The organism is Pseudomonas sp. NPDC089422 (assembly GCF_044749405.1).
In the GTDB taxonomy this organism is placed as follows: Bacteria; Pseudomonadota; Gammaproteobacteria; order Pseudomonadales; family Pseudomonadaceae; genus Aquipseudomonas.
The window spans coordinates 408177-428222 of the sequence record NZ_JBIVHW010000001.1; the positions used below are offsets into that span (position 1 = coordinate 408177).

Annotated in this window: 8 protein-coding genes and 1 pseudogene; 6 read left to right on the plus strand and 3 right to left on the minus strand. The window is 62.2% G+C overall.

Translation table 11 applies throughout. The features are described from left to right. Positions 1-99: 99 nt before the first annotated feature. From ACIPZ8_RS01865 to ACIPZ8_RS01875, 3 genes are read right to left on the minus strand one after another with little or no spacing between them, the layout of a single operon-like run. Positions 100-1194, minus strand: coding sequence for a hypothetical protein (locus ACIPZ8_RS01865; RefSeq protein WP_400719305.1), 1095 nt, complete (start codon positions 1192-1194; stop codon positions 100-102). Positions 1195-1235: 41 nt separating this feature from the next. Then, positions 1236-1865, minus strand: coding sequence for a LysE family translocator (locus tag ACIPZ8_RS01870; protein WP_400719306.1), 630 nt, complete (start codon positions 1863-1865; stop codon positions 1236-1238). A 2-nt stretch (positions 1866-1867) separates the two neighbouring features. Next, entirely contained in the window at positions 1868-2650 is a 783-nt protein-coding gene (locus ACIPZ8_RS01875; protein WP_400719307.1) for a YqcI/YcgG family protein, read from the minus strand. Between the two features lie 161 nt (positions 2651-2811). On the opposite strand from ACIPZ8_RS01875, the gene ACIPZ8_RS01880 reads away from it, so the two are divergent. The 6 genes and pseudogenes from ACIPZ8_RS01880 to ACIPZ8_RS01905 all read left to right on the plus strand — a co-directional run bounded on the left by ACIPZ8_RS01880 (position 2812) and on the right by ACIPZ8_RS01905 (position 19878). Next, a complete protein-coding gene (locus ACIPZ8_RS01880; RefSeq protein WP_400719308.1) occupies positions 2812-3732 on the plus strand; it encodes a LysR substrate-binding domain-containing protein in 921 nt (306 codons plus the stop codon). Between the two features lie 34 nt (positions 3733-3766). Continuing rightward, entirely contained in the window at positions 3767-6127 is a 2361-nt protein-coding gene (locus ACIPZ8_RS01885) for a DNA polymerase II (RefSeq protein ID WP_400719309.1), read from the plus strand. A 75-nt stretch (positions 6128-6202) separates the two neighbouring features. Next, positions 6203-10657 carry an NEL-type E3 ubiquitin ligase domain-containing protein gene (locus ACIPZ8_RS01890; protein WP_400719310.1) on the plus strand — a complete coding sequence of 1485 codons (4455 nt, stop codon included), beginning with the start codon at positions 6203-6205 and terminating at the stop codon, positions 10655-10657. An 86-nt stretch (positions 10658-10743) separates the two neighbouring features. Continuing rightward, positions 10744-15312: an NEL-type E3 ubiquitin ligase domain-containing protein gene (locus tag ACIPZ8_RS01895; RefSeq protein WP_400719311.1), complete on the plus strand. Its 4569-nt coding sequence runs from the start codon at positions 10744-10746 to the stop codon at positions 15310-15312. 276 nt (positions 15313-15588) lie between these two features. Beyond that, positions 15589-16299: pseudogene (locus ACIPZ8_RS01900) on the plus strand (dermonecrotic toxin domain-containing protein); the annotation flags it as partial. A gap of 216 nt (positions 16300-16515) precedes the next feature. After that, positions 16516-19878: an NEL-type E3 ubiquitin ligase domain-containing protein gene (locus tag ACIPZ8_RS01905; RefSeq protein WP_400719734.1), complete on the plus strand. Its 3363-nt coding sequence runs from the start codon at positions 16516-16518 to the stop codon at positions 19876-19878. Positions 19879-20046: the final 168 nt, after the last annotated feature.

Below are 20046 nucleotides of genomic sequence, written 5' to 3' on the forward strand. Positions count from 1 at the left end.
TGATGATTGATCACAACTTCGCGTACGCCTCGGGCGAATCGGAATGACGGGGTATTCTAGCCAAGCGTTGGCCGAAACCCAAACCCCGTCGCTCGTCTGTCAGACGAGCTTGATCGGTGTGACCTTGCGCTGGGCGTGTCGTTCCTGGGCCAGCCCCAGCTTGGCGGTGATCACCTTGGCCAGGGCATTGTTACCCAGGTCGTTCAGGTGCAGGCGGTCGACGAACAGATCGGCACCGAACACCGGTGAGCTGCTGAGCATGCTGTTCATGTCGTAGCAGGGCACAGGGTCCGCCTGGCTCTTGATGCGACGGAAGAAAGCCATGTGCAGTTGGCTGTCGAATGCACCGTCGAGCAGGCGATCGAAATTCCCCGGTTGTTGCGTGAGGGCGGCCAGCATCGCCTGCTCACCCGCTGGCAGGGTTTCCCGGCACCAGGGCAGCAGGGGCTGGAGGATGAAGGTCAGGGTGGCGTGGCTGTCAGCCAGCATGCGCTCCCATTGGCGCAAGGTGCGGCCGATGCTGTCGGCCGCACGTGCCAGGCGTTTTTCCGGGGCGGACAGCGACCAGTTGGGGGCAGGTTGCTGACGTCGGGGTGCCAGTGCCTGGCCCAGGCGCTGCCACAACGACTCGCGGCGAGCCTGGCCAACGGGCGGCATGCCCTCGTTGAAACTGTTCAGGTAAGCCTGGTGAGCCTCGGCCTGCTGTGGGTCGTGCGGGCCGGCCAGGACTTCGCCGAGGGCTTCGTGGGCCAAGGTGTTGAGGCCGCTGAGCAGTACCACATGGCCCACTTCGCCCAAGCGGTGCTGGTGAGTCAGGAACAGCAACAGTTCCTGGCTGGCATTGAGCCCGCAGCCGGCCAGGGTCAGCCATACCTCACCGGTGAGCATCGACAGGTGCGAGGCCACCGTATGTTCATCGGCGCTGGCGCCGATGCCCAGGGCGGTCGAACCGCCGACCAGCAGGTTGATGCGCGGTGCACTGCCACGTTCGGCAGCAGAGAAGCGCTTGCCGGCGCAATGGCTGTAGCGCAGGCCAAAGGCATCGGTGTTGATGGTGCCGGAGCGGTAGCCGCTCTCGTGCACATGCAGGGTGTGGGGGGCACGGCGGTTACCCAGCAGCAGAAAACGCTGGTAGTCCTGATGCAGTGGCGAAGCGAGGCCCGGGACGTGCGTGGTGGTGACGGACGGTGTCATGGGCGCTCCTTCTTGGCTGGCAGTGCGGCGGTGCAGGGCGTTCAGCCCGCCAGCTCCTTGAGGTTATAGGCCAGGCCACCCGCGGCGATCAGCAGCAGGACCACGCCCGAGGCCAGGGAAATCAGGCGGTTGCTGCGCGGCGAGGTGATCTTGCCGATGGCGAAGATGTACAGGCTGAGCACGGCGAAATCGATCAGCACCCACAGCAGCGACAGCACCACCATGCTCTTGCCGAACGATTCGGTGATCTGGATGAACTGCGGGAAGAAGGCGATGAAGAAGATGATGTCCTTCGGGTTGGAAATACCCACCATGAAGCCTTGCCACAAGCCGCCGCGGCCGGGCTTGGCCGGTTGCAGTTCGGCCTCGTCGGCGACAGGCGCCTGCAGGCACTCGCGCAAGGTGCCCACGGCGATGTAGCCGATGAACAGGCAGCCCAGCAGGCTCATGCCACTGAGCCAGGCCTTGTCGATGGCTGCGCTGGTGAGGATGACCCAGGCGGCGGCGCCGATCAGCACCAGTGAAGCCCAGTTGGTGCCGACGGCGGTGAACATGGCCTTGCGCGAGCCGGAGGCCGCAGCGGTGTTGACGATCAATGCCACCACCGGGCCGGGGGTGGCGATCAACAGCAGGACGGTGAGTGCGTATGTCAGAGTCAGGGCGGTATTCACGGTCAGTTCTCGATCAGAGTGTCGGGTGTCGCACGGGCATGAGCATGAAAGGGGCAGCGCGACGGATTGAGCGAGCCTGCTTCCTGCAGTTGGTACTGCTTCCATTCGAAGTTGTCGTCCTGGCCAAAGAAGCCCAGGGTTTCGGGCATGACCCCGTCGTTGTAATGGCGTACGCGATCACGAATGCGGGCACGAATGCGTTGCCCGCTTTCGGTGCTGGCGTTGGCCACTTCGTCGAAGTTTTCCCGCGGGTTGATGACGAAAGTGATGTGCGGGCCGAGATTGCGGCTTTTCATCTGCTGGTGGCCGGGGAAGTTCATGTTGATGAACAGCGGCATGCCGGCAAAGCAGAACGACCAGGCGTTGTCGTGCGGGTCGGTGGGGATCGCCTGCGGCCATGGATGCGGGTCACGGGCATGGACCCCGCGCAGGACTTTCCAGGCCAGTGCCTGTTGTTCGGCGAGGCTGCTGTCGGCGGCCGTTTCGAGAAACACCACCAGCGGGCTGCCGATGCGTTGCTTGATCGGCACAGGCGTTATGGTGCGTATATAGTCGGCCAGGCCTTGAGCGATATCGTCGGCCAGTTGTTCGGCACGTGCGAAGAGGATGTGGCAGGATGCACCGGCAACTGCTTTACGCCCGAACAGGCATGGAAAGTCGGGGTTGGCGAGTACACTGCGAAAGTGTTGTAGGGTTAGTCGCGTCCAGTGCTGAGTGTTCCGTACATGTTCATCGGCCAGCTCTAGCGCATCCAGGCGATAGCAGTTTCCATAAACCGTAAACATGATTTCCCCAGGAGATTGAAGTAAGAGAGAGATCCACTCATATGCAGGCAGGTTGGTTACTTATCTTTGTTATTTACCTGCATTTTCTGAGACGCTCTTCACGTTGTAAAACGCGTGGAACTATGACCTACTATTAGTCTCACTCATGCTTCGAGGGCGTCATGTCAGAACGGATTCAAGCGTTGCACGCTTTGCGTGCCTTCGAGGTTGCCTCGCGCTACGGCTCTTTCACCCGGGCCGCCGAAGAGCTTGCCCTGACCCAGGGCGCGGTCAGTCATCACATCAAGACGCTCGAAGCCATGTTCGGCTGCGACCTGTTCGAGCGGCGCGGCCCCAAGTTGAGCTTGACCGAGCATGGGCGCTTGCTGGCCCAGGAACTCAAGGTCGGTTTCAAGATCATCGAGAACGCCTGTGCGCTGCTGCGTCAGGACCGCTATGGGCTGCGCCTGAAAGCCCCGTCGACGCTGACGGTGCGCTGGTTGCTCAGGGCGCTGGACGGCTTCAAGAAGCTCGAAGACAACTGCAGCGTGCAACTGTCGAGCGTGTGGATGGACATCGATTCGGTGGACTTCTACTCCGAGCCCTACGATTGCGCGATTCTCCTGGCCAACGGCCGTTTCCCGGCCGACGTCGAGAGCGTCAAGCTGTTCGATGAGTGGCTGATCCCGGTGTGCCACCCGGACTACATGGCACAGGCGCAACCGGAGCTGGCCGACCTGCGCCAGTGTGAATTCCTCCACCCGTCACCGGACCGCCGTGACTGGCGGCGCTGGCTGGCGCGCATGGATGCGCTGGACATCAGCATCGACCAGGGCCAGGTGTTCGACACCCTCGACCAGGGCATCTCGGCAGCGCAGCAGGGCCTGGGCATCTCGGTGGTCGACCTGGTGCTGGCCAGTGCCGACCTCGCCGCCGGGCGCCTGGTATTGCCGTTCAAGCACGCGGTGTCGACCGGTGACGGTTACTACATGACCTGGCTCAAGAGCAGCCCCAAGGCACGGCAGATGCACAAGTTGCGCGACTTCCTGCTCAGCCAGGTGCCGCCACTGGCCTACAAGGACATCAACTACCTGTACGGCTAGCGTAGAATCGTCATTTTCAGCAGAGGTCGATGCGGTGGAGTTGCAGCAGGGTTTTGTCCTGACCCGGCATTGGTACGACACGCCTGAAGGCACCTGCGTGGAGTTCTGGCTGGCCACCGATGCCGGCCCACGGCTGTTGCGCCTGGCCGCGCAGGAGTCGGTGGCGTTCATCCCGCAGGCGCAGGCCGAGCACGCCCGGGTGTTGCTGGCCAAGGAACAGGGCGTGCAGCTCAAGCCGCTGCGCCTGAGGGACTTCGACCAGCGCCCGATGCTCGGTCTCTACTCCCGCCAGCACCGTCAGCTGATGCAGTTGGAACAGCGCCTGCGTGCAGCTGGCATCGAGGTCTTCGAGGCCGATATCCGCCCGCCGGAGCGCTACCTGATGGAGCGCTTCATCACCGCCCCCGTGCAGTTCACCGGCCAGCTGGATGCCCAGGGCGTGTACTGCAATGCCCAGCTCAAGCCGTTGCCGGACTATCGCCCGACGTTGCGCCTGGCGTCGCTGGATATCGAGACCAGCGAGCGTGGCGAGCTGTACAGCATCGCCCTGGAAGGCTGCGGTCAGCGCCAGGTCTACATGCTCGGGCCGGCCAATGGCGCTGCCGAGGATCTGGATTTCGCCCTGCAGTACTGCGCGGACCGAGCCGAACTGTTGCTATGCCTGAACCAGTGGATGGCTGAGCACGATCCGGATGCGCTGATCGGCTGGAACCTGATCCAGTTCGACCTGCGGCTGCTGCATGAGCACGCCAAGCTGCTGCAGGTGCCGCTGGCGTTGGGGCGCAATGGCGCGGCAATGACCTTGCGCAGCCATGCCAGCGGTGGCCACGTGTTTGCCGACGCCCCCGGCCGGTTGCTGATCGACGGCATCGAAGCGCTGCGCTCGGCGACCTGGAGTTTCCCCTCGTTCAGCCTGGAGAGCGTTGCCCAGGCCCTGCTCGGCGAAGGTAAGGCCATCGATACGCCTTACCAGCGCATGGATGAAATCAACCGCCGCTTCGCCGAAGACAAGCCGGCGCTGGCGCGCTACAACCTGAAGGACTGCGAGCTGGTCACGCGTATCTTCGCTCACACCCGGCTGCTGGACTTTTTGCTCGAACGCGCGTCGGTGACTGGCCTGGCAATAGACCGCAGCGGCGGCTCGGTGGCCGCATTCTGCCACCTGTACATCCCGCAGATGCATCGGTTGGGCTTCGTCGCGCCCAACCTGGGCAGCCGCCCGGACGAAGCAAGCCCTGGCGGCTTCGTCATGGACTCGCGACCTGGCCTGTACGACTCGGTGCTGGTGCTGGACTACAAGAGCCTGTACCCGTCAATCATCCGCACCTTTCTGATCGACCCGGTAGGCTTGATCGAGGGGCTGCGCCAGCCCGACGACGCGCACTCGGTCGAGGGCTTCCGGGGCGGGCGTTTCTCGCGGCGACGGCATTGCCTGCCGGCGATCGTCGAGCGCGTCTGGCAGGGCCGCGAAGCAGCCAAGCGCGAAGGCAATGCGCCCTTGTCCCAGGCACTCAAAATCATCATGAACGCCTTCTACGGCGTGCTGGGCTCAAGCGGTTGCCGGTTCTTCGACCCTCGCCTGGCGTCCTCCATCACCCTGCGGGGCCATCAGATCATGCGCCAGACGCGTGCCTTGATCGAAGCACGAGGCTATGACGTGATCTACGGTGACACCGACTCTACGTTCGTCTGGCTCAAAGGTGCCCATGGCGAAGCCGAGGCAGCACGTATTGGTCTTGAACTGGTGGCTGAAGTGAATCGCTGGTGGCGCCTGCACCTCGAGCAGACACTGGGTTTGCACAGCGCGCTGGAGCTGCAGTTCGAAACCCATTATCGACGCTTTCTCATGCCCACCATCCGCGGCGCGGACGAGGGCAGCAAGAAGCGCTACGCGGGGCTGGTGCAGCGTGACGATGGCAGCCAGCACATGGTCTTCAAAGGGCTGGAGTCGGTGCGTACCGATTGGTCACCACTGGCCCGTGAGTTCCAGCAGGAGCTCTATGGTCGGGTGTTTCGTGGCGAGCCATACCGTGAGTACGTGCGTGAGTATGTGCGCCGTACCCTGGCCGGTGAACTGGATGAACGGCTGGTCTACCGCAAGCGCCTGCGCCGACCGTTGGCCGATTACCAGCGCAACGTGCCGCCACACGTGCGTGCGGCGCGACTGGCGGACGACTACAACAGCCGCCTGGGGCGCCCGCTGCAGTACCAGAAGGGTGGCTGGATCAGCTACCTCATCACCACCGCAGGGCCGGAACCGCTGGAAAACCTGCAGGCGCCGATCGACTATGAACATTACCTGAGTCGGCAGCTGCAACCGGTGGCCGACGGGATTCTGCCCTTCGTCGGCGACGACTTCCGTGCCTTGACCGACCGCCAGCTCATGTTGTTCTGAGCGGCGGTAGCTAATTAGCCCCGATCATGGATTGCGTTGCTTAGTTTTGCCCTTTCGCTACCGCAGGGGCAGACCATGAACGACAGCGCAATTGCAGCACGCAGGCCAGGCGATATCCTGGCCGTGGAGCAGGGCTTTCAGGATGGGATGATCGCCCGCGCATTGCCAGGCTGGCTGCGTGATCTGGGCATTGATGGGCTGCAGCCCGATGCTCGGCCTGCGCGTGAACAGTTGTCACCCGCGCAGTTGACGACAATGCTCGGCGCATTGAGGACCAGCCTGCAATGCCGGCAACGCCTGAGCGTCGATCTGGCGGGTATCCAGGGCATTCGGCAGTTCTGCAAACCCTTGCTGCAACGCGCCTTGCTTGAGGGTTTCTCGTTGTCAGCCGACAGTGATGGCCTTTTCTTGCGTCATCACTACTTCAGCTTCGCGCCCGATCCTGCATTTCCTGCCGGGCAGTTTCCTCAACAGCAACAGAATGACTACGACATTCCGTTGCTGGACGCTGCACTGGCGAACTTCAGCGCAAGCCAGGCCAGTGGCGATGGTTTGCCGCGCAAGGATCGACTGGTCGAACGCGATGGCGTGACACGCGCGCCGATCACCGCACCGGCCTTCGCAGCATGCTGCCGCAAGCTGGACCTGGGTGAGCGCTATCAGGAGCATCTTGGGGCCACCCTCGATGCAAGTGAGGACAACGCCGCGAGTGGTCACAGGGTCAGCACGTCGCTTGAAGACCTGCAGCGCTCATCCATGCTAATCGATGCGTGCCGGGCCAGAAGCGCGGGCGTGCTGACGGCCGCGGAGCTGGAGCTGGTCTTCGATCTGTACCGCGATGGATGCCCCGGCTCTTTGGCCGGACGAGACGTTCATGTCAGGCAATTGAGTGTATTCCAGTGCAGGCTGGAGCAGATTGTCGTGCTCGATGCCGTAGACACTGTGCTCGGGTTCAAAGCCAGTGCGCGGGTATTGGTCTACATCCCGGGCGATCCCGTCAGCCCGTGGAATGCCGCGGCCGACCTCGATGCCTTCATACGCCGAACACTGGGTAAACGGCTCGGCTCCCAGGCCTACCAGCGTTTTTTCAGCCGGTTCGTGCGCCGGCGTGACCGTCAAGACTTCTTCGGGCGGGTCATCGCGGACTTGATGGGCGTCGCGCACTGGGCCTCTCGAGACATGGACCAGCAGATGTCCGACCATGCGCTGCCGTTGTTTCCTGGCCTGGCACAGGCCTGCATCGCCCAGCTCAAGGATGATGCCGCTTACATTGCGGTACCTGTAGCGGAAATCGACCGGGGGGTTCGTCAGGATCAGCAGGCGCGCCTGGTGCAGAGCGCCTGGATGATCGCCAGTGTGGCAGGGCTGTTCGTGCCGGGGCTCAATGCCTTGCTGCTGGCTGCCGCTGGCTGGGATTTGCTCAAGGATGTTTTCCACGCCTTCGAGGACTGGCGCGAGGGTGATGCCCGGGCAGCCCTGGATCATGTACTAGGCGTTGTCAGGCGCGTGATCGAACTTGGGGTTGTCGCGGTGGCCACGAGCGCGGTGAGCCGGGAGTGGAGCCTGGTCGATCATATGGTGACGGCGCGCCTGGAAAGCGGCGGCGAAAAACTCTGGCAGTTCGACCTGACACCGTTCCGTAGTGCGTCGCCGCCTGTGCAGGCGGTGGTGGATGCGGCGGGTGTCTATCGATTGCACGAACGCTGCTGGGTCATGATGGAGAACGCTTTTTTCGAAGTTGTACAGCGACCGGACGAACAGTGGCAAATCAAGCCGGTCGATGGCCATGGCCCCTTGTTACGCCACAATGAGGCGGGCGCCTGGCGTGTGTGGTGCGAGCAGCCTGTTGAATGGGATGACACCTATCGGATCTTCAAGCGGCTTGGCGGTGCATTCAGCCAGCTCGCGGATGAGCAGATCGACCCTGTGCTGGCGATCCACGGCATGGGGGCCGACGATCTGCGTGGTCTGCATGTGTGCAGCAAAGCCCCTGAGGCGTGCCTGGTCGATACGGTGAGCCGGGTCGCACTGATGAACCGCATTCAGGCTCTGATCCGTCAGTTACGCAGCGAGACTGCGGTGGACGACGCTGCTCTGCTGGCTCGCGTACGGGGCTGGAGTGGCGCTGAACAGGTTTCTGAGGCCGAGCTGGCCGAGCGGGTCTGGGATCGTCGGTACGCTCTGCTGCATCAACTGTACTACGAGCAATTTCCGGTCACCGAGGCCACACAGGAACTGCAAAGGGATTTTGCCAGCCTGCATCGGCTGGCCGCTGAGGAGCTGCTGCAAGCACAGCATCAGAACGTGACTTACCATGCCGCAGACCTGGCCCGGCGCATTCGCTGCGTGCGTGTGCTCGAAGCTGTGTTGTTCGACCTGCCACAGAACCTTGACCTTGGCCGTATAGCCCTGAGCACACTGGAGCAATTGCCTGGTGCTTCTGTCGGGCGACGTTGGCAGTTGTTCGACGGTAGCGCTGCCGAACCTCTGGCCAGCATCAGCGCTGCGGGGCCCGTGAGTCGGCTGAGAACGTTCGGCAACACGTTCGAGTGGGTGGATGAAGCCGAGAACACGATTGGAAGCTCCAGCGATATCTTCCACGTGCTGGCCATCGGGCATACCGAGGCGCAACGTGCAGCGACGGGGCTCGGTGAGCCATTCGCTTCGAACCTGCGAGCGGAGGTAGCGCGACGTTTGACGCAGCAGCCTGCAACCATCGAGAAGGTGCTGGGCATCAAGCGTCCGGCTGGCTTCTTCCTGCCACCCCAGCGTCTGGGGCAAGGCAGGATAGGTTACCCGTTGAGCGGTTTGCGCAATCTGTTGGGTCTCGATCGACAAGGCGCGAGGAACCTCACCACTGAGCTGCGCGATCTTTACCCTGGGTTCAATGAGCAACAGGTCAACGACTGGCTGGCACATCTGCGTGCTGAACAGCGCGATCCCGCCTTGGAACTGCATGCCCTGAAGCAACAGCTGAAAGTCCTGAGGCGTCAGCTTCGCAGCTGGCAGCTGTCCACCGCCCGGCTGTGGGCGTGGCGATCGCGTCGCGAATTCGCCAGGGGGCTTGTGGACTGCTGGCGTTACCTGATCCCCAGACAGACGGGTGAGGCAGGGGTCAGCTACGTGTTGAGCACATACTCCAGCAATCTTGACGAGCTGCCGATAATCCCGGCCCAGGTCAGTTTCCCTCATGTCTGGCACATCTCGCTGCATGCAGTGCAACTGCGCTCGGTGCCAGACGATTTCCTGCGGGCCTTCAGTTCGCTGGTGGCCTTGAGTATCACCAATGCTCGATTGCGCAGGTTATCGCTGTCGGAGGACATGGCCCGACGACTGCAGGTCCTGGACCTTTCAGGTAACCAAATCCACTTCGACGGACGCACCACAGACTGGCTTTCGCGTTGCCGATCGCTGGTTTACCTGAACCTGTCGCACAACCCGCTGCGCCGTTCATTCTCAATTGGCCAGATGCCTCATCTGCGGGCCTTGATGGTGGGCAGTGCGCAACTGAGCGAAGTGCCGGATGGCCTCATGCAGGCGGTGAATCTGCATACGCTCGATTTGGGTGACAACAGTATCCGCACCTTGCCGTTTGGCTTCTACCGGTCGGATCTGTGGTTCAACGGCAGGGTGCGGCTTACCGGCAACCCTTTGGCGGCTGCCGCCAATGTATGGCATGAAGTGGCTGACGATCAGGTGCCCGGGAGCTTTCGCTGGCTCGACCTGGTCAACAGCCACGAACGAGATCGCCTTGCCTACCTCTGGAGCAAGCTCGAGGGGAAGGAAAGCGCCAGAGCGTTCTTCGCGCTATTGAACCGGCTCACATCCTCTGCGGACTTTCATAGCGCATACCTGGCCCGCTACCTCGCTTTGCGGGTGCAGCGCATGCTTTTTTACATGTTCGAGCGACCTGGCCTGCAGGACGAACTGTTCGCGCATTCGCTGGCAGAGCATTGCCAGGACAATGCGACATTGCGTTTCAGTGACCTGGAAGTACGTGTGCAAGTGTGGCGGACCTTACATGACGTGCGCCCTGCAGAACGTGAGGGGGCGCTGCTGCAGCTTGGCGTGCGGTGCTGGCGGTTGGACGCGCTCGACCACGTCGCAGTGCTTAATGCCGTGCGTGTCGGGAGGGCAGAGGAATCCCTGGAGTTTGCCTTGGCTTACCGCCTGGCGCTGGTGGAGGCGCTCGACCTGCCGATCGAGCATGATGCGATGCTCAACCCGGGCGTGGCCGCGCTTTCGGCCCACGACATCGCGCGGGCTGCGCATCAGGTCAGAAGCGCGCAATCAACAGACGTAATAGCCAACTATCTGCCGACCCAGCGGTTCTGGAGGGAGCATCTGGCACAGAGATTCGAGAGCCGGCTGCGGGTGCCAAAGGCCATGCACGATGAACTGGCGTCACTGATGGAGCGCGGTGCCTCGCAAGCGGAAATCGACGCTTTGCAAGACCGCTTGCACAGGCGAGAACTGAATCTGCAGGTGCAGCTCACGCGCGAATCAATGAGCAGCAGCCCACTGCCATGAGCAGTTGCCTGCCCAGGCGAACGTGCGTGCGTTAGTTATCTAACCTCGGTCATTGGCCGGTTCCTCCTAATCTCGGGCCTTCGACATTGCGGAGGCAGAAGATGGACAGGGTAGATTTCGATCAGTCGCAAGAGCGGCAGCTTGCCACCGACCAGGCGTTTCAGGACAGCTTCATCGCCGGGCGCTTGCCGCCGTGGCTGCGAAAGCTGGATGTGGTGCAGCTCAGGGGGTTGAAAGAGGCGTTGCAGGCCGGCCTCGCCTGCCGCCACACGCTGAGCAAGCGCCTTGCCCGTTTGCAAGGCGTGGATGCTTTTGCCAGGCCCTTGCTGCAAAAGGCGCTTGCCGAGCGTTTTGCTGTTCACGCAGATATCGACGGGTTGTACTTCCGTCAATGGTATACCTACACGGCAGGCGCTTCGGCCTGGTCCTGGAGTCGCCAGCCGCCGCTGGACAGCGATTACTTCGACGTACCGTTGCTCGAGGCTGCGCTGGTCAATTTCACCGTCGAGCAGACTCACCAGGGGGGGCAACCGCGGCACAATTGTCTTGTGAATGGTGCGGGCACGGCGCTGTCCAGCCCGAGCGCGCACGATTTCGCTGCGCTCTGCCGTCAGCTCGACCTGGGGAGACGCTATCAGCAGCACCTGGATACGGTCATTTCACCCACTGACAACACTGCGGACGAAGGGAGGGACTTCGCCTCGGTCATTGCCGAAATGCAACGGGCCACGTTCAAGGCAGAGGCCTACAAGGCGTACGCCGACGGGCTGCTGAGCAAGGATGACCTCGAAACGGTTCTGCGCTTTACGCGCGGCAGCGGGCTAGGTCCGCTCGACGGTCACCGGGTGACGGCCAAGCGCCTGGAGGTGTTGGGTTGCAAACTCGAACAGATCGTCGTGCTCGATATCGTACAACCGGGGCTCATCCGCGATTCACGTCAGCGTGTATTGGTGCACATACCAGGCGACCCTGTGAAACCCTGGACGGCCTGCGAGGATTTGCAGAGCTTCGCACGGCACGAACTGGGCAAGCGCCTGCGCGACGAAGAGTATCAGCGGTTTTTCAGCCGTTTTGTCAGGCGTCGGGATCAGCCCGAGTTCTTCGCCAGCGTGCGTGAACGGCTGGGAGACGTAGCCGACTGGGCGACGCGGGATCTCGGTGAACATATGCACCTCTACCAGGAGCCCGTGTTCAGCAGCCTGGCCTCGTTGCGGATCAGCCAGCTCAAAGACGATGCTGCCGTGCTGGCCGTGCCCGTCGCTCAGCTGGACAGGCGTATCCAGCAAGACCAGCAACGTTATCTTGAGTCCATTGGCGAAACGCTGATAGGTGTGGCAGGCCTGTTCGTGCCGGTGGTGGGTGCAGTGTTGCTGGCGGTGATGGCATGGGAAGTCCTCGGTGAAGTTTTCCAGGCGGTGGAGGACTGGGCGGCGGGCGATACCCATGAAGCGCTGGAGCACTTGGTCAATGTACTGGAAGATATGGCCGCGCTGGTTGCTGTGGGCGCTGCTGCCACGCTCGCTGGCCGGGCCTGGAAGGGGTCGGTGATGGTCGACAGCCTGGTGCCGACGCAACTGGAAGACGGCAGCGAGCGCTTGTGGAGTCAGGACCTTGCGCCGTTTCGTGGCGCGTCGCCGCCTTGGCAGGCAGAGCGTGATGGCCTGGGGGTTCATCGTCTGGGCGAGCGCACCTGGGTCGAGATGGATGGCGCGCATTATGAGGTCCGCCATCAACGCCGCAGTGATCAGTGGCAGCTGCTCCCGGTTGCCGGGCACGGGCCACGGCTGCGTCACAACGGTGCCGGCGCCTGGCGTCTGAACAGTGAGCGCCCGACTCAATGGGAAGATGCGCGCTGGATGTTCCGGCGTTTGGGGGAATCGTTCCGCAGCCTGGATGACGAGCGGATCGACGAAGCGTTGGCCATCCACGGCATCGGCGAGGACAACCTGAGGGCGCTGCATGTGTATGGTACGGCGCCTACGGCGGAACTGTTCGAAACCGTCCAGCGTATCCAGGGTGATGTACGTATCCGCAGCCTGGTCGGGCAACTGCGATCGGGACATACCGACAGTGACCCGCAGTTGCGGCAGATTGCGCAATCCTTGCCAGGTCTCTCGAACCTGCCTGATCAGGCACTGGCCGAGGCCATCTGGGCCCAGCGGCGGCAGTTGCTGCAGCAGCTTTACCTTTACTCTCAGCCTGCCGACAGCGCTGGCAGCCGGATACTGCGGCGGGTTTTTCCGGGGCTGCACCAACGGGCGGCGCAAGCGCTGCTGGATGCCGCCAGCAGTGCAGACGTGCAACGGATGCTCGAGACCGATCGCGTACCGATGACATTGGCCGATGCAGCCAGGCTTCGGCTACTGAACATACGCGCAGTGCGCGTGTATGAAGCGCTGCATATCGATGCGCCGCAAAATGCAGACCTCGCACAGGTTGTCATCAGCTTGCTCAAGTATCTACCGGGTGCTTCGTCCGGCGTGCGCTGGCAACTGTTCGACAGTTCGCTCGACAGCGCCCCGCGCGCCTCGACGGCGTCGGGCGCCCATGCATTCGACCTGCTGCACCAGCGTGGGCAGTTCGTGTTGCTGGACAGTGAAGGCGAGCACGTGTTCGGGCCTGGCGAACTCTTCGAGGTCATGGCCTCTGCCTACAGCCATGAGCAGTGGGCGGCGATGAACATGTTCGCGCCTTTTGCCCACAACCTGCGTGTAACGATCATGCGGCTGGCCGTGAGGCATCGCCAGGAAGTGGAGCAGTTGCTGGACCGCCGGCAAGGCGGCTGGTTTCGCATGCCACAGCGTCTGGGAGAGGGGCGCATCGGTTACCCCTTGAGCGGTCGCAGCCCAGGCAGAGGAAACCGGCGTGGCCGGCCGCTGGTGCTGAGCGACAGGGTCTCGGAGCTGTTTCCCGACTATGACCAGGTGCAAATCGATAACTGGGTCATGAATGTGCAGGAGTCCGGTCAGGACCTGCAGTCATTGTTGCAACGTTTACGTGCTCAGCAGGTCGCCTTGAACGATGGCCTGGTGAGTTGGACGGCGCAAGCGCGTGACCTGCACGAACGAACCCGCCGGCAGACCTTCACCAGCGAGCTGCTGGGGGTCTGGCGAAATAGTGTGGCAGAGGCCTCCCGTGGCCAGGCCACGCCGCGAAGCTACTGGTGGAGCCGCACCGGAAACGGTATTGGAGCGTTGCCCCCTCTGCCCACTGAGGTGCGCTTCGAACAGGTAGCGGTAATGTCTCTGCGGAATATGCAGCTCGATGCGGTGCCGGATGAATTTCTGCGTGCGTTTCCGAATTTGCAGACGCTCGAGCTGACGTCCAACAATCTGACCAGCATACCGGCGCAATTGGCGCACTTGCCCCGCTTGCAATGCCTTGACCTGTTCAACAATCGAATCAGCCTGAACACGGCGCAATCGGCAATTCTGGCCAGCTGCGAGTCGCTGTATTACCTCAACCTGTCACACAATCCGCTGCGCCGAGGCTTCTCCGTCCATGCGATGACCCAGCTGACGGATTTGCGTCTGCGCAATACGCAGATCACCAGCCTTCCTCACGGTGTGATGGACCTTGTGCATTTGCGTGCGCTGGATCTTCGCGACAATTTCATCAGGGCACTGCCGGCCAATTTCTATGAGCACGATCTCTGGCTGCATGGCAACGTCTGGCTTGCCGACGAGGCGCTGACTGCCGCGGAAGCGGTACGCCTGCGGGCGGCCTTGCTGGCAATACCACCCCAGGTCGTTGCCAACCAGCCGAGCTGGGTCGCATCGCGCCTGCTCTGGCAGGATGCGATCGGCCAGGAGGTGCGCGATGCCAGTGTGCGTGACAACCTGGCAACCTACTGGGCCGAGGTTCAGAATGTGCCAGGTTCGGATGCATTTTTCGGTCTGTTGGGGCGGGTGACGGAAGTGGCGGATTTTCGCAATCACATCACGGCTCGCGACATGGCCAACCAGTTGCTCGAGATGCTTCAGCTGATGCGTGATAACCCTGAGTTGCGCGACCAGTTGTTTGCCAACGCCGGGGATCTGACCTGTGGTGACAGCGTTACCTTGCGCTTCACCGACCTGCGCATCTGTTTGCTGGTATGGCAAGCAGAGCAGGGCAGGGCCGGCATCAGAAGGGAGCGAGCGCTGTTGCGGCTGGGGCGCCAGCTCTGGCGCCTGGACAGGGTTGATCGAATAGCCCATGAGGATGTTCAGGCGCGGCAGGCCGGCGGTGGCAACCCGGATGTGATCGAAGTGGTGCTGGCGTACCGGGTGGGCCTGCGCATCGATCTTGATCTTCCCGTGCAAGCCAGGACCATGTTGCATGGCCCGACCGCCGGGGTGGATCACGATCGCCTTGCGTCTGCACGTTTGCGCGTATTGCAGGACGAGTCGGGGCCTGAGCTGGCGTCCTCATTGATCGACCGCGAATTCTGGCGTGAACACCTGCGCAGGACACGTACCGCCCGGTTCGAAACTGTGGACGAGCCGTTTCATGAACGCATGTCCGAACTCATGGCGGACGAACGCTTGACCCAGGCACAGGTTCAGGCGCAGACCAGCACACTGCAACATGAACGCACGGCAGCGGAGCGCGAACTGATGCGCACCCTCACACTGAGCGCGCTGGATGTGGAGTCGGAGGTCGATGTGCGGTGATGCGCAGTACTGGCAGGTGTCAGTTATGTAGCCCGTTCACAGCTGCATTGGGGGGTAGGGTTCGCGGGTTCCTTACCTGAAGAGGCATCCGTCATGCAAACCTCGAATCACCCTTCAGCGCCCCCCGAATGCCCACTTGCCATCGAGCGAGCCTTTCAGGACAGTCATATCGTCAAGCAACTGCCTGAATGGCTGCGTGCGGCGTCTGCCCAGGACATTGAAGACTTGCGCAGTACGCTGCAGCATGAGTTGGCCGCCCGTAGAGCCTTGCAGGCCATGCATTCGCGTATCGAAGGCGTGGTTCATTTCTCTCGCGCCTTGCTCGCGCGCTCGTTGCGCGATCGCTACGAGGATGATTTCGACCCGGATGACTGGGCCTTTCTGTCCGGGCATCGCGAACCGGTGATCAATGCGCAGCCAGTCGGTTCTCATTTGACCAAAGTGATCTACCGGCAGATGCCATTGCTGGAAGCTGCAATGCGCAACTTCACCGCCGATCAGGCGAAGGCTGGCGGGCAGCCACCTGGAAACCATCTTTTGCACACCAAGGGGCGGATATCCGTTGGCCCTTCGGCAATCGAATTCGCCAGCCTGAGTCGGCAAGTCGACTTGGGTGGGGCCTACCAGCGCCATCTCGACGCCGTCATACAGCCAGGCGGCTTGCAGCTGCTCGGCGAAGCAGCCCGCTGGGCGATGCTTGCCGATGCCCATAAGGCGAAGTTGCAAGGTGTGCTCGACGCTCATGCGTTCCAGGTGATTCACAGCTTGTGTCATGACCAGCCCTTGCCGCTTCTCGACGGGGCACCGGTGGTAGTCAAACGGCTGAGTGTGCTGGGTTGTAACCTGCAACGGATCGTGGTGTTGGATGTGATCGATCGTGGTCTGATTCGCAACACCAGCCAGCAGGTACTGGTGCATATCCCGGGCGATCCGTTCGGCGCCTGGAGCCGTCACGCCAGTCTTCAGCGGTTCGCCCGGCGGCTACTGGGCGAACGCCTGCGTCACCCGGATTACCAGCGTTTTTTCAGCCGCTTTGTACGCCGTCGCGACAGCCAACGTTTTTTTGCCACCGTCATCGATGGTTATCGGGACCTGGCCGATTGGGCCACCCTAGACCTGGAAGAACACATGCAGGCTCACCCGTTGCCGGTGTTCCCCGGCCTGGCTGCGGCGTGCATTGCGCAGATCAAGGACGATGCGGCGATGATCGCCGTGCCAACCGCGGCGGTGGACCATGAAGTTCAGCGCGAGCATGATCAGCGCCTGGCCGCAGAGGGCCGGGCGCTGATCATGCTCGCCGGCCTGTTCGTCCCTGCACTGGGCGTGGCGCTGCTCGCGAAGACCGCTTGGGAACTGCTGGGGGAAGTGTTCCAAGGCGTTGAAGCCTGGCATGAGGGGGATGACAGCGAGGCGCTTGACCATCTGCTGAATGTCGCTGGCGAGATCGCCATGCTCGGCGTCACGGCGGCAACTGTCACGGTGGCCGGCCGGGTGTGGCAGCGCTGCATCAAGGTGGATCAGATGGTCCCGGTGCTGCTGGAGAACGGCCAGACCAAATTGTGGGACCAGAATATCCAGCGGTATCGCGGGGAGGTTCCGGCCACGGGAGGCGTGCGAGATGCCCGAGGTATCGTACGCATAGGCCCACAGGCCTGGGTCGAGATCGAAGGCCATGCCTACCCCGTGCAGCAACATATGGACGGTGGCTGGCGGCTGCGCACGCTGCACGATCATGCTCCACAGTTGCACGACAACGGCGATGGGGCCTGGCGCTTGTGGAGCGAGCAACCGGCGCAGTGGGACGATGCCAATGCCATGTTTCGCCGTTTTGGCCGGCGCTTTCAGGCGCTGGATGACGAGCAGATCGAACAGGTCATGAGTATCCATGGCCTGAATGATGCCCAGCTGCGCCGGATGCACGTGCTTGACCAGGCGCCACCGCCCGAATGGGTGGATACCGTGGTGCGGGTCAGGATCGGGCGACACATTCGACAGTTGATCACGGATCTGCGTACCGGTGTGGCGGTCAGTGATATCTCACTGTTGGCACAGGCTCGTGAGCTGCCGGGCGCCGTCGGGTTGACCGACCCTGAACTGGCTGATTGTATCTGGGTGCAACGGCGTGAACTGCTGCGACGAATTCATGATCGCCTGCAGGCCACGGATCATCCAGGCACCGTTGCGCTTCGCCGGATTTTTCCCAGCCTGCACCGGCGCGCCGCCCATGCATTGCTACATGCCGCTGCTGCCAGGGATGTGCAGCGTCTGCTTGGCAGCGGGCGCGTACCGTTACGCCTGGCGGAGGCAGCCAGGGCAAGCGTGCAGCGCATTCGCGTGGCGCGGGTTCATGAAGGCTTTCGTCTCGATACCCCGCAGAATGCCGACCTGGCGAGGGTGGCGATTGCCATGCTGCAGCATCTGCCTGGTGCCGAAGAGGGCGTACGATGGCAACTGCATGAGGGCAGTCTCTCGGGGCCAGTGCTGCAGGCCGGCACAAAGGGGCGTGACAGGCTTTACCTGACCCACGAGCACGGGCGCTTTCAGTTGTGGAGTGCTGGAAATACTGCCATCGGTGAGGCCGGTGAGTTGTTCGAGGTCCTGGCCAGTGCTTGCACCGGGCGCCAGTGGGCAGCCATGAACGTTGGCGAGCCGATAGCCGACAACTTGCGCGTGGTACTTGGGCAGGAGGCTGGTGCGCGTCGCGAAGCGATTGTCGATCTGCTGACGCCCAGTATGCGAACGACCTGGTTCAAGGCACCTGTCAGAGTAGGGGGACGTTGGGGTTATCCCCTGAGCGGCCGTGGACAGGCGGGTGGCTCGGGCCCCGGCCGGCCGCAAGCGCTGTTTGCCAGGTTGCGTGCCGTGTACCCCGGCTTCAACGATGCCCAGGTGCTGACCTGGTTGGCTGACACGCGGCAGGCCGGGCTCGACGTCCATGCCGAGCTTGCCAGGTTGGCGCGGGAACTGGAGGCGTTGCAATCGCAACTAAGGCGATGGATGCAACAGCCCGACGACTCCCGGATACAGGGCGAACGACAGTATTTCTCCAACTCTTTGCTGTCATGCTGGCAACGACGCTTGGCTCAAGGCGCACCTTCCGGCGATGGCAACCTCAGTTATCGGTTCACCGTATACGGAGTCGAGCCAGGCCGGCTCCCTGAACTTGCGCAGATTCGCTTTGCGCATATCCACGAGTTGTCGCTGTTGGGCATGCGCTTGGCTGAAGTACCCACTGGCTTCCTGCAGGCGTTTCCGAACCTTCGCACGCTGGAGCTCTCAGGCAACCAGCTGACCCGCTTGCCCCGGTATCTGACGCAACTCGATACGCTGCGTGAACTGGACGTTTTCAACAACCGCATCGTTCTGGACGCCGAGCAAGTGGCGGCGCTGGCCAGTTGTTCACGTCTTGAATACGTCAATCTGTCCTGCAATCCGCTGGGGCGTACTGTCTCTGTAGGTGGCATGCCGCGACTGAGCCGTCTGCTGATGCGCTCCACCGGTGTCTCTCAGTTGCCCCATGGCCTGCTCGAATGCCCCGAGTTGCAGCTTGCCGACCTGCGTGGTAACCGGATCAGCCGCCTGCCACAAGCTTTCGCCCAAGCACCAGAGTGGCTTCGACGCACGGTGCGGCTGACTGATAACCCGCTGCCCGCCGATCAGCAAGGCTTTTTGCCCCCGGTACCGGGCGGCGTCGAAGCTGGAGTGACGATACGCCAGCGATGGCTGGATACCGCAGACAGCGTTTCGCGTGACACCCTGTCGGCCAGCTGGGAGGAGCTGGAAACCGAAGCGGATTCGGCTGATTTCTTCGGTGTCCTTGCACGTTTGCTGGAAACCGCCGATTTCCAGCGCAGTGGGCAGGCCTTGGCCGACCGGGTGTTCGCCATGATCCAGGCCCTGTGTGATCACACCAGTCTGCGGCATGAAATCTTTTCTAACGTGGGAGAAAGTCTGACCTGCCAGGACAGTGTGACGTTGTGTTTCAGCAACCTGGAGCTGCGCATGCTGGTATGGCGTGCCAGGCAAGACAGTACCGAGGCTGATCAAGAGGCAGCGCTGCTGCACCTGGGGCGGCAATTGTGGCGGCTGGACGAAGTCGATCGCATCGCTCTGGAGGATATCCAGCAACGCCGCGCAGCCGGCGGCAATCCGGACGAAATAGAGGTTGGCCTGGCTTATCGGCTGGCGCTGCGCACCGAGCTCGACTTGCCCGCCCAGCCCAGTGATATGTTGTTTGGCGAGATTGCCGCGCTGGGTCGTGCCGAAGTCGCGCGAGCCCGTGAACGCGTCGTTGCCGCTGAAACACCAGACGCACTCGCACATGACTTGGTGCAGCGCGAGTTCTGGCAGGAGCATCTGGCAAGTGATGCAGCGGAACGTTTCGAGCAACTGGATGCGCCGTTCCAGGTACAGATCGCTGGATTGATGGCGGATGCAACGGTGCCTGAAGGGCAGCGCATGGTGCGCATCGGCCAGGTCCGCGATGCGCGCCAGCTGGCGCGCAGCGTGCTGATGGAGGAGCTGACGCTCATTCGCCTGGCAATGCATACCACGCCCCGACAATGAGATTGCTGCAAATTAGGCAGAGCATTGGACTATGCTCAGCTCTGAGGCAGATCTGGTAATGGCAAGTTACTTTTCGCCTGCCCACCTGCTTTGTCAGGTGGTTTAGGCTCGCATGCAGGATCTTTCTCCATCGTCTGTAGTCTTTGTTTTATCGAGAGAATAAGGAGA

Bases quoted from the DNA above. Each gene is read 5' to 3' on its own strand.
- ACIPZ8_RS01880 (WP_400719308.1), top strand. From the start codon at position 2,812: ATGTCAGAACGGATTCAAGCGTTGCACGCTTTGCGTGCCTTCGAGGTT.
- ACIPZ8_RS01865 (WP_400719305.1), bottom strand. From the start codon at position 1,194: ATGACACCGTCCGTCACCACCACGCACGTCCCGGGCCTCGCTTCGCCA.
- ACIPZ8_RS01905 (WP_400719734.1), top strand. From the start codon at position 16,516: ATGATCGCCGTGCCAACCGCGGCGGTGGACCATGAAGTTCAGCGCGAG.
- ACIPZ8_RS01875 (WP_400719307.1), bottom strand. From the start codon at position 2,650: ATGTTTACGGTTTATGGAAACTGCTATCGCCTGGATGCGCTAGAGCTG.
- ACIPZ8_RS01890 (WP_400719310.1), top strand. From the start codon at position 6,203: ATGAACGACAGCGCAATTGCAGCACGCAGGCCAGGCGATATCCTGGCC.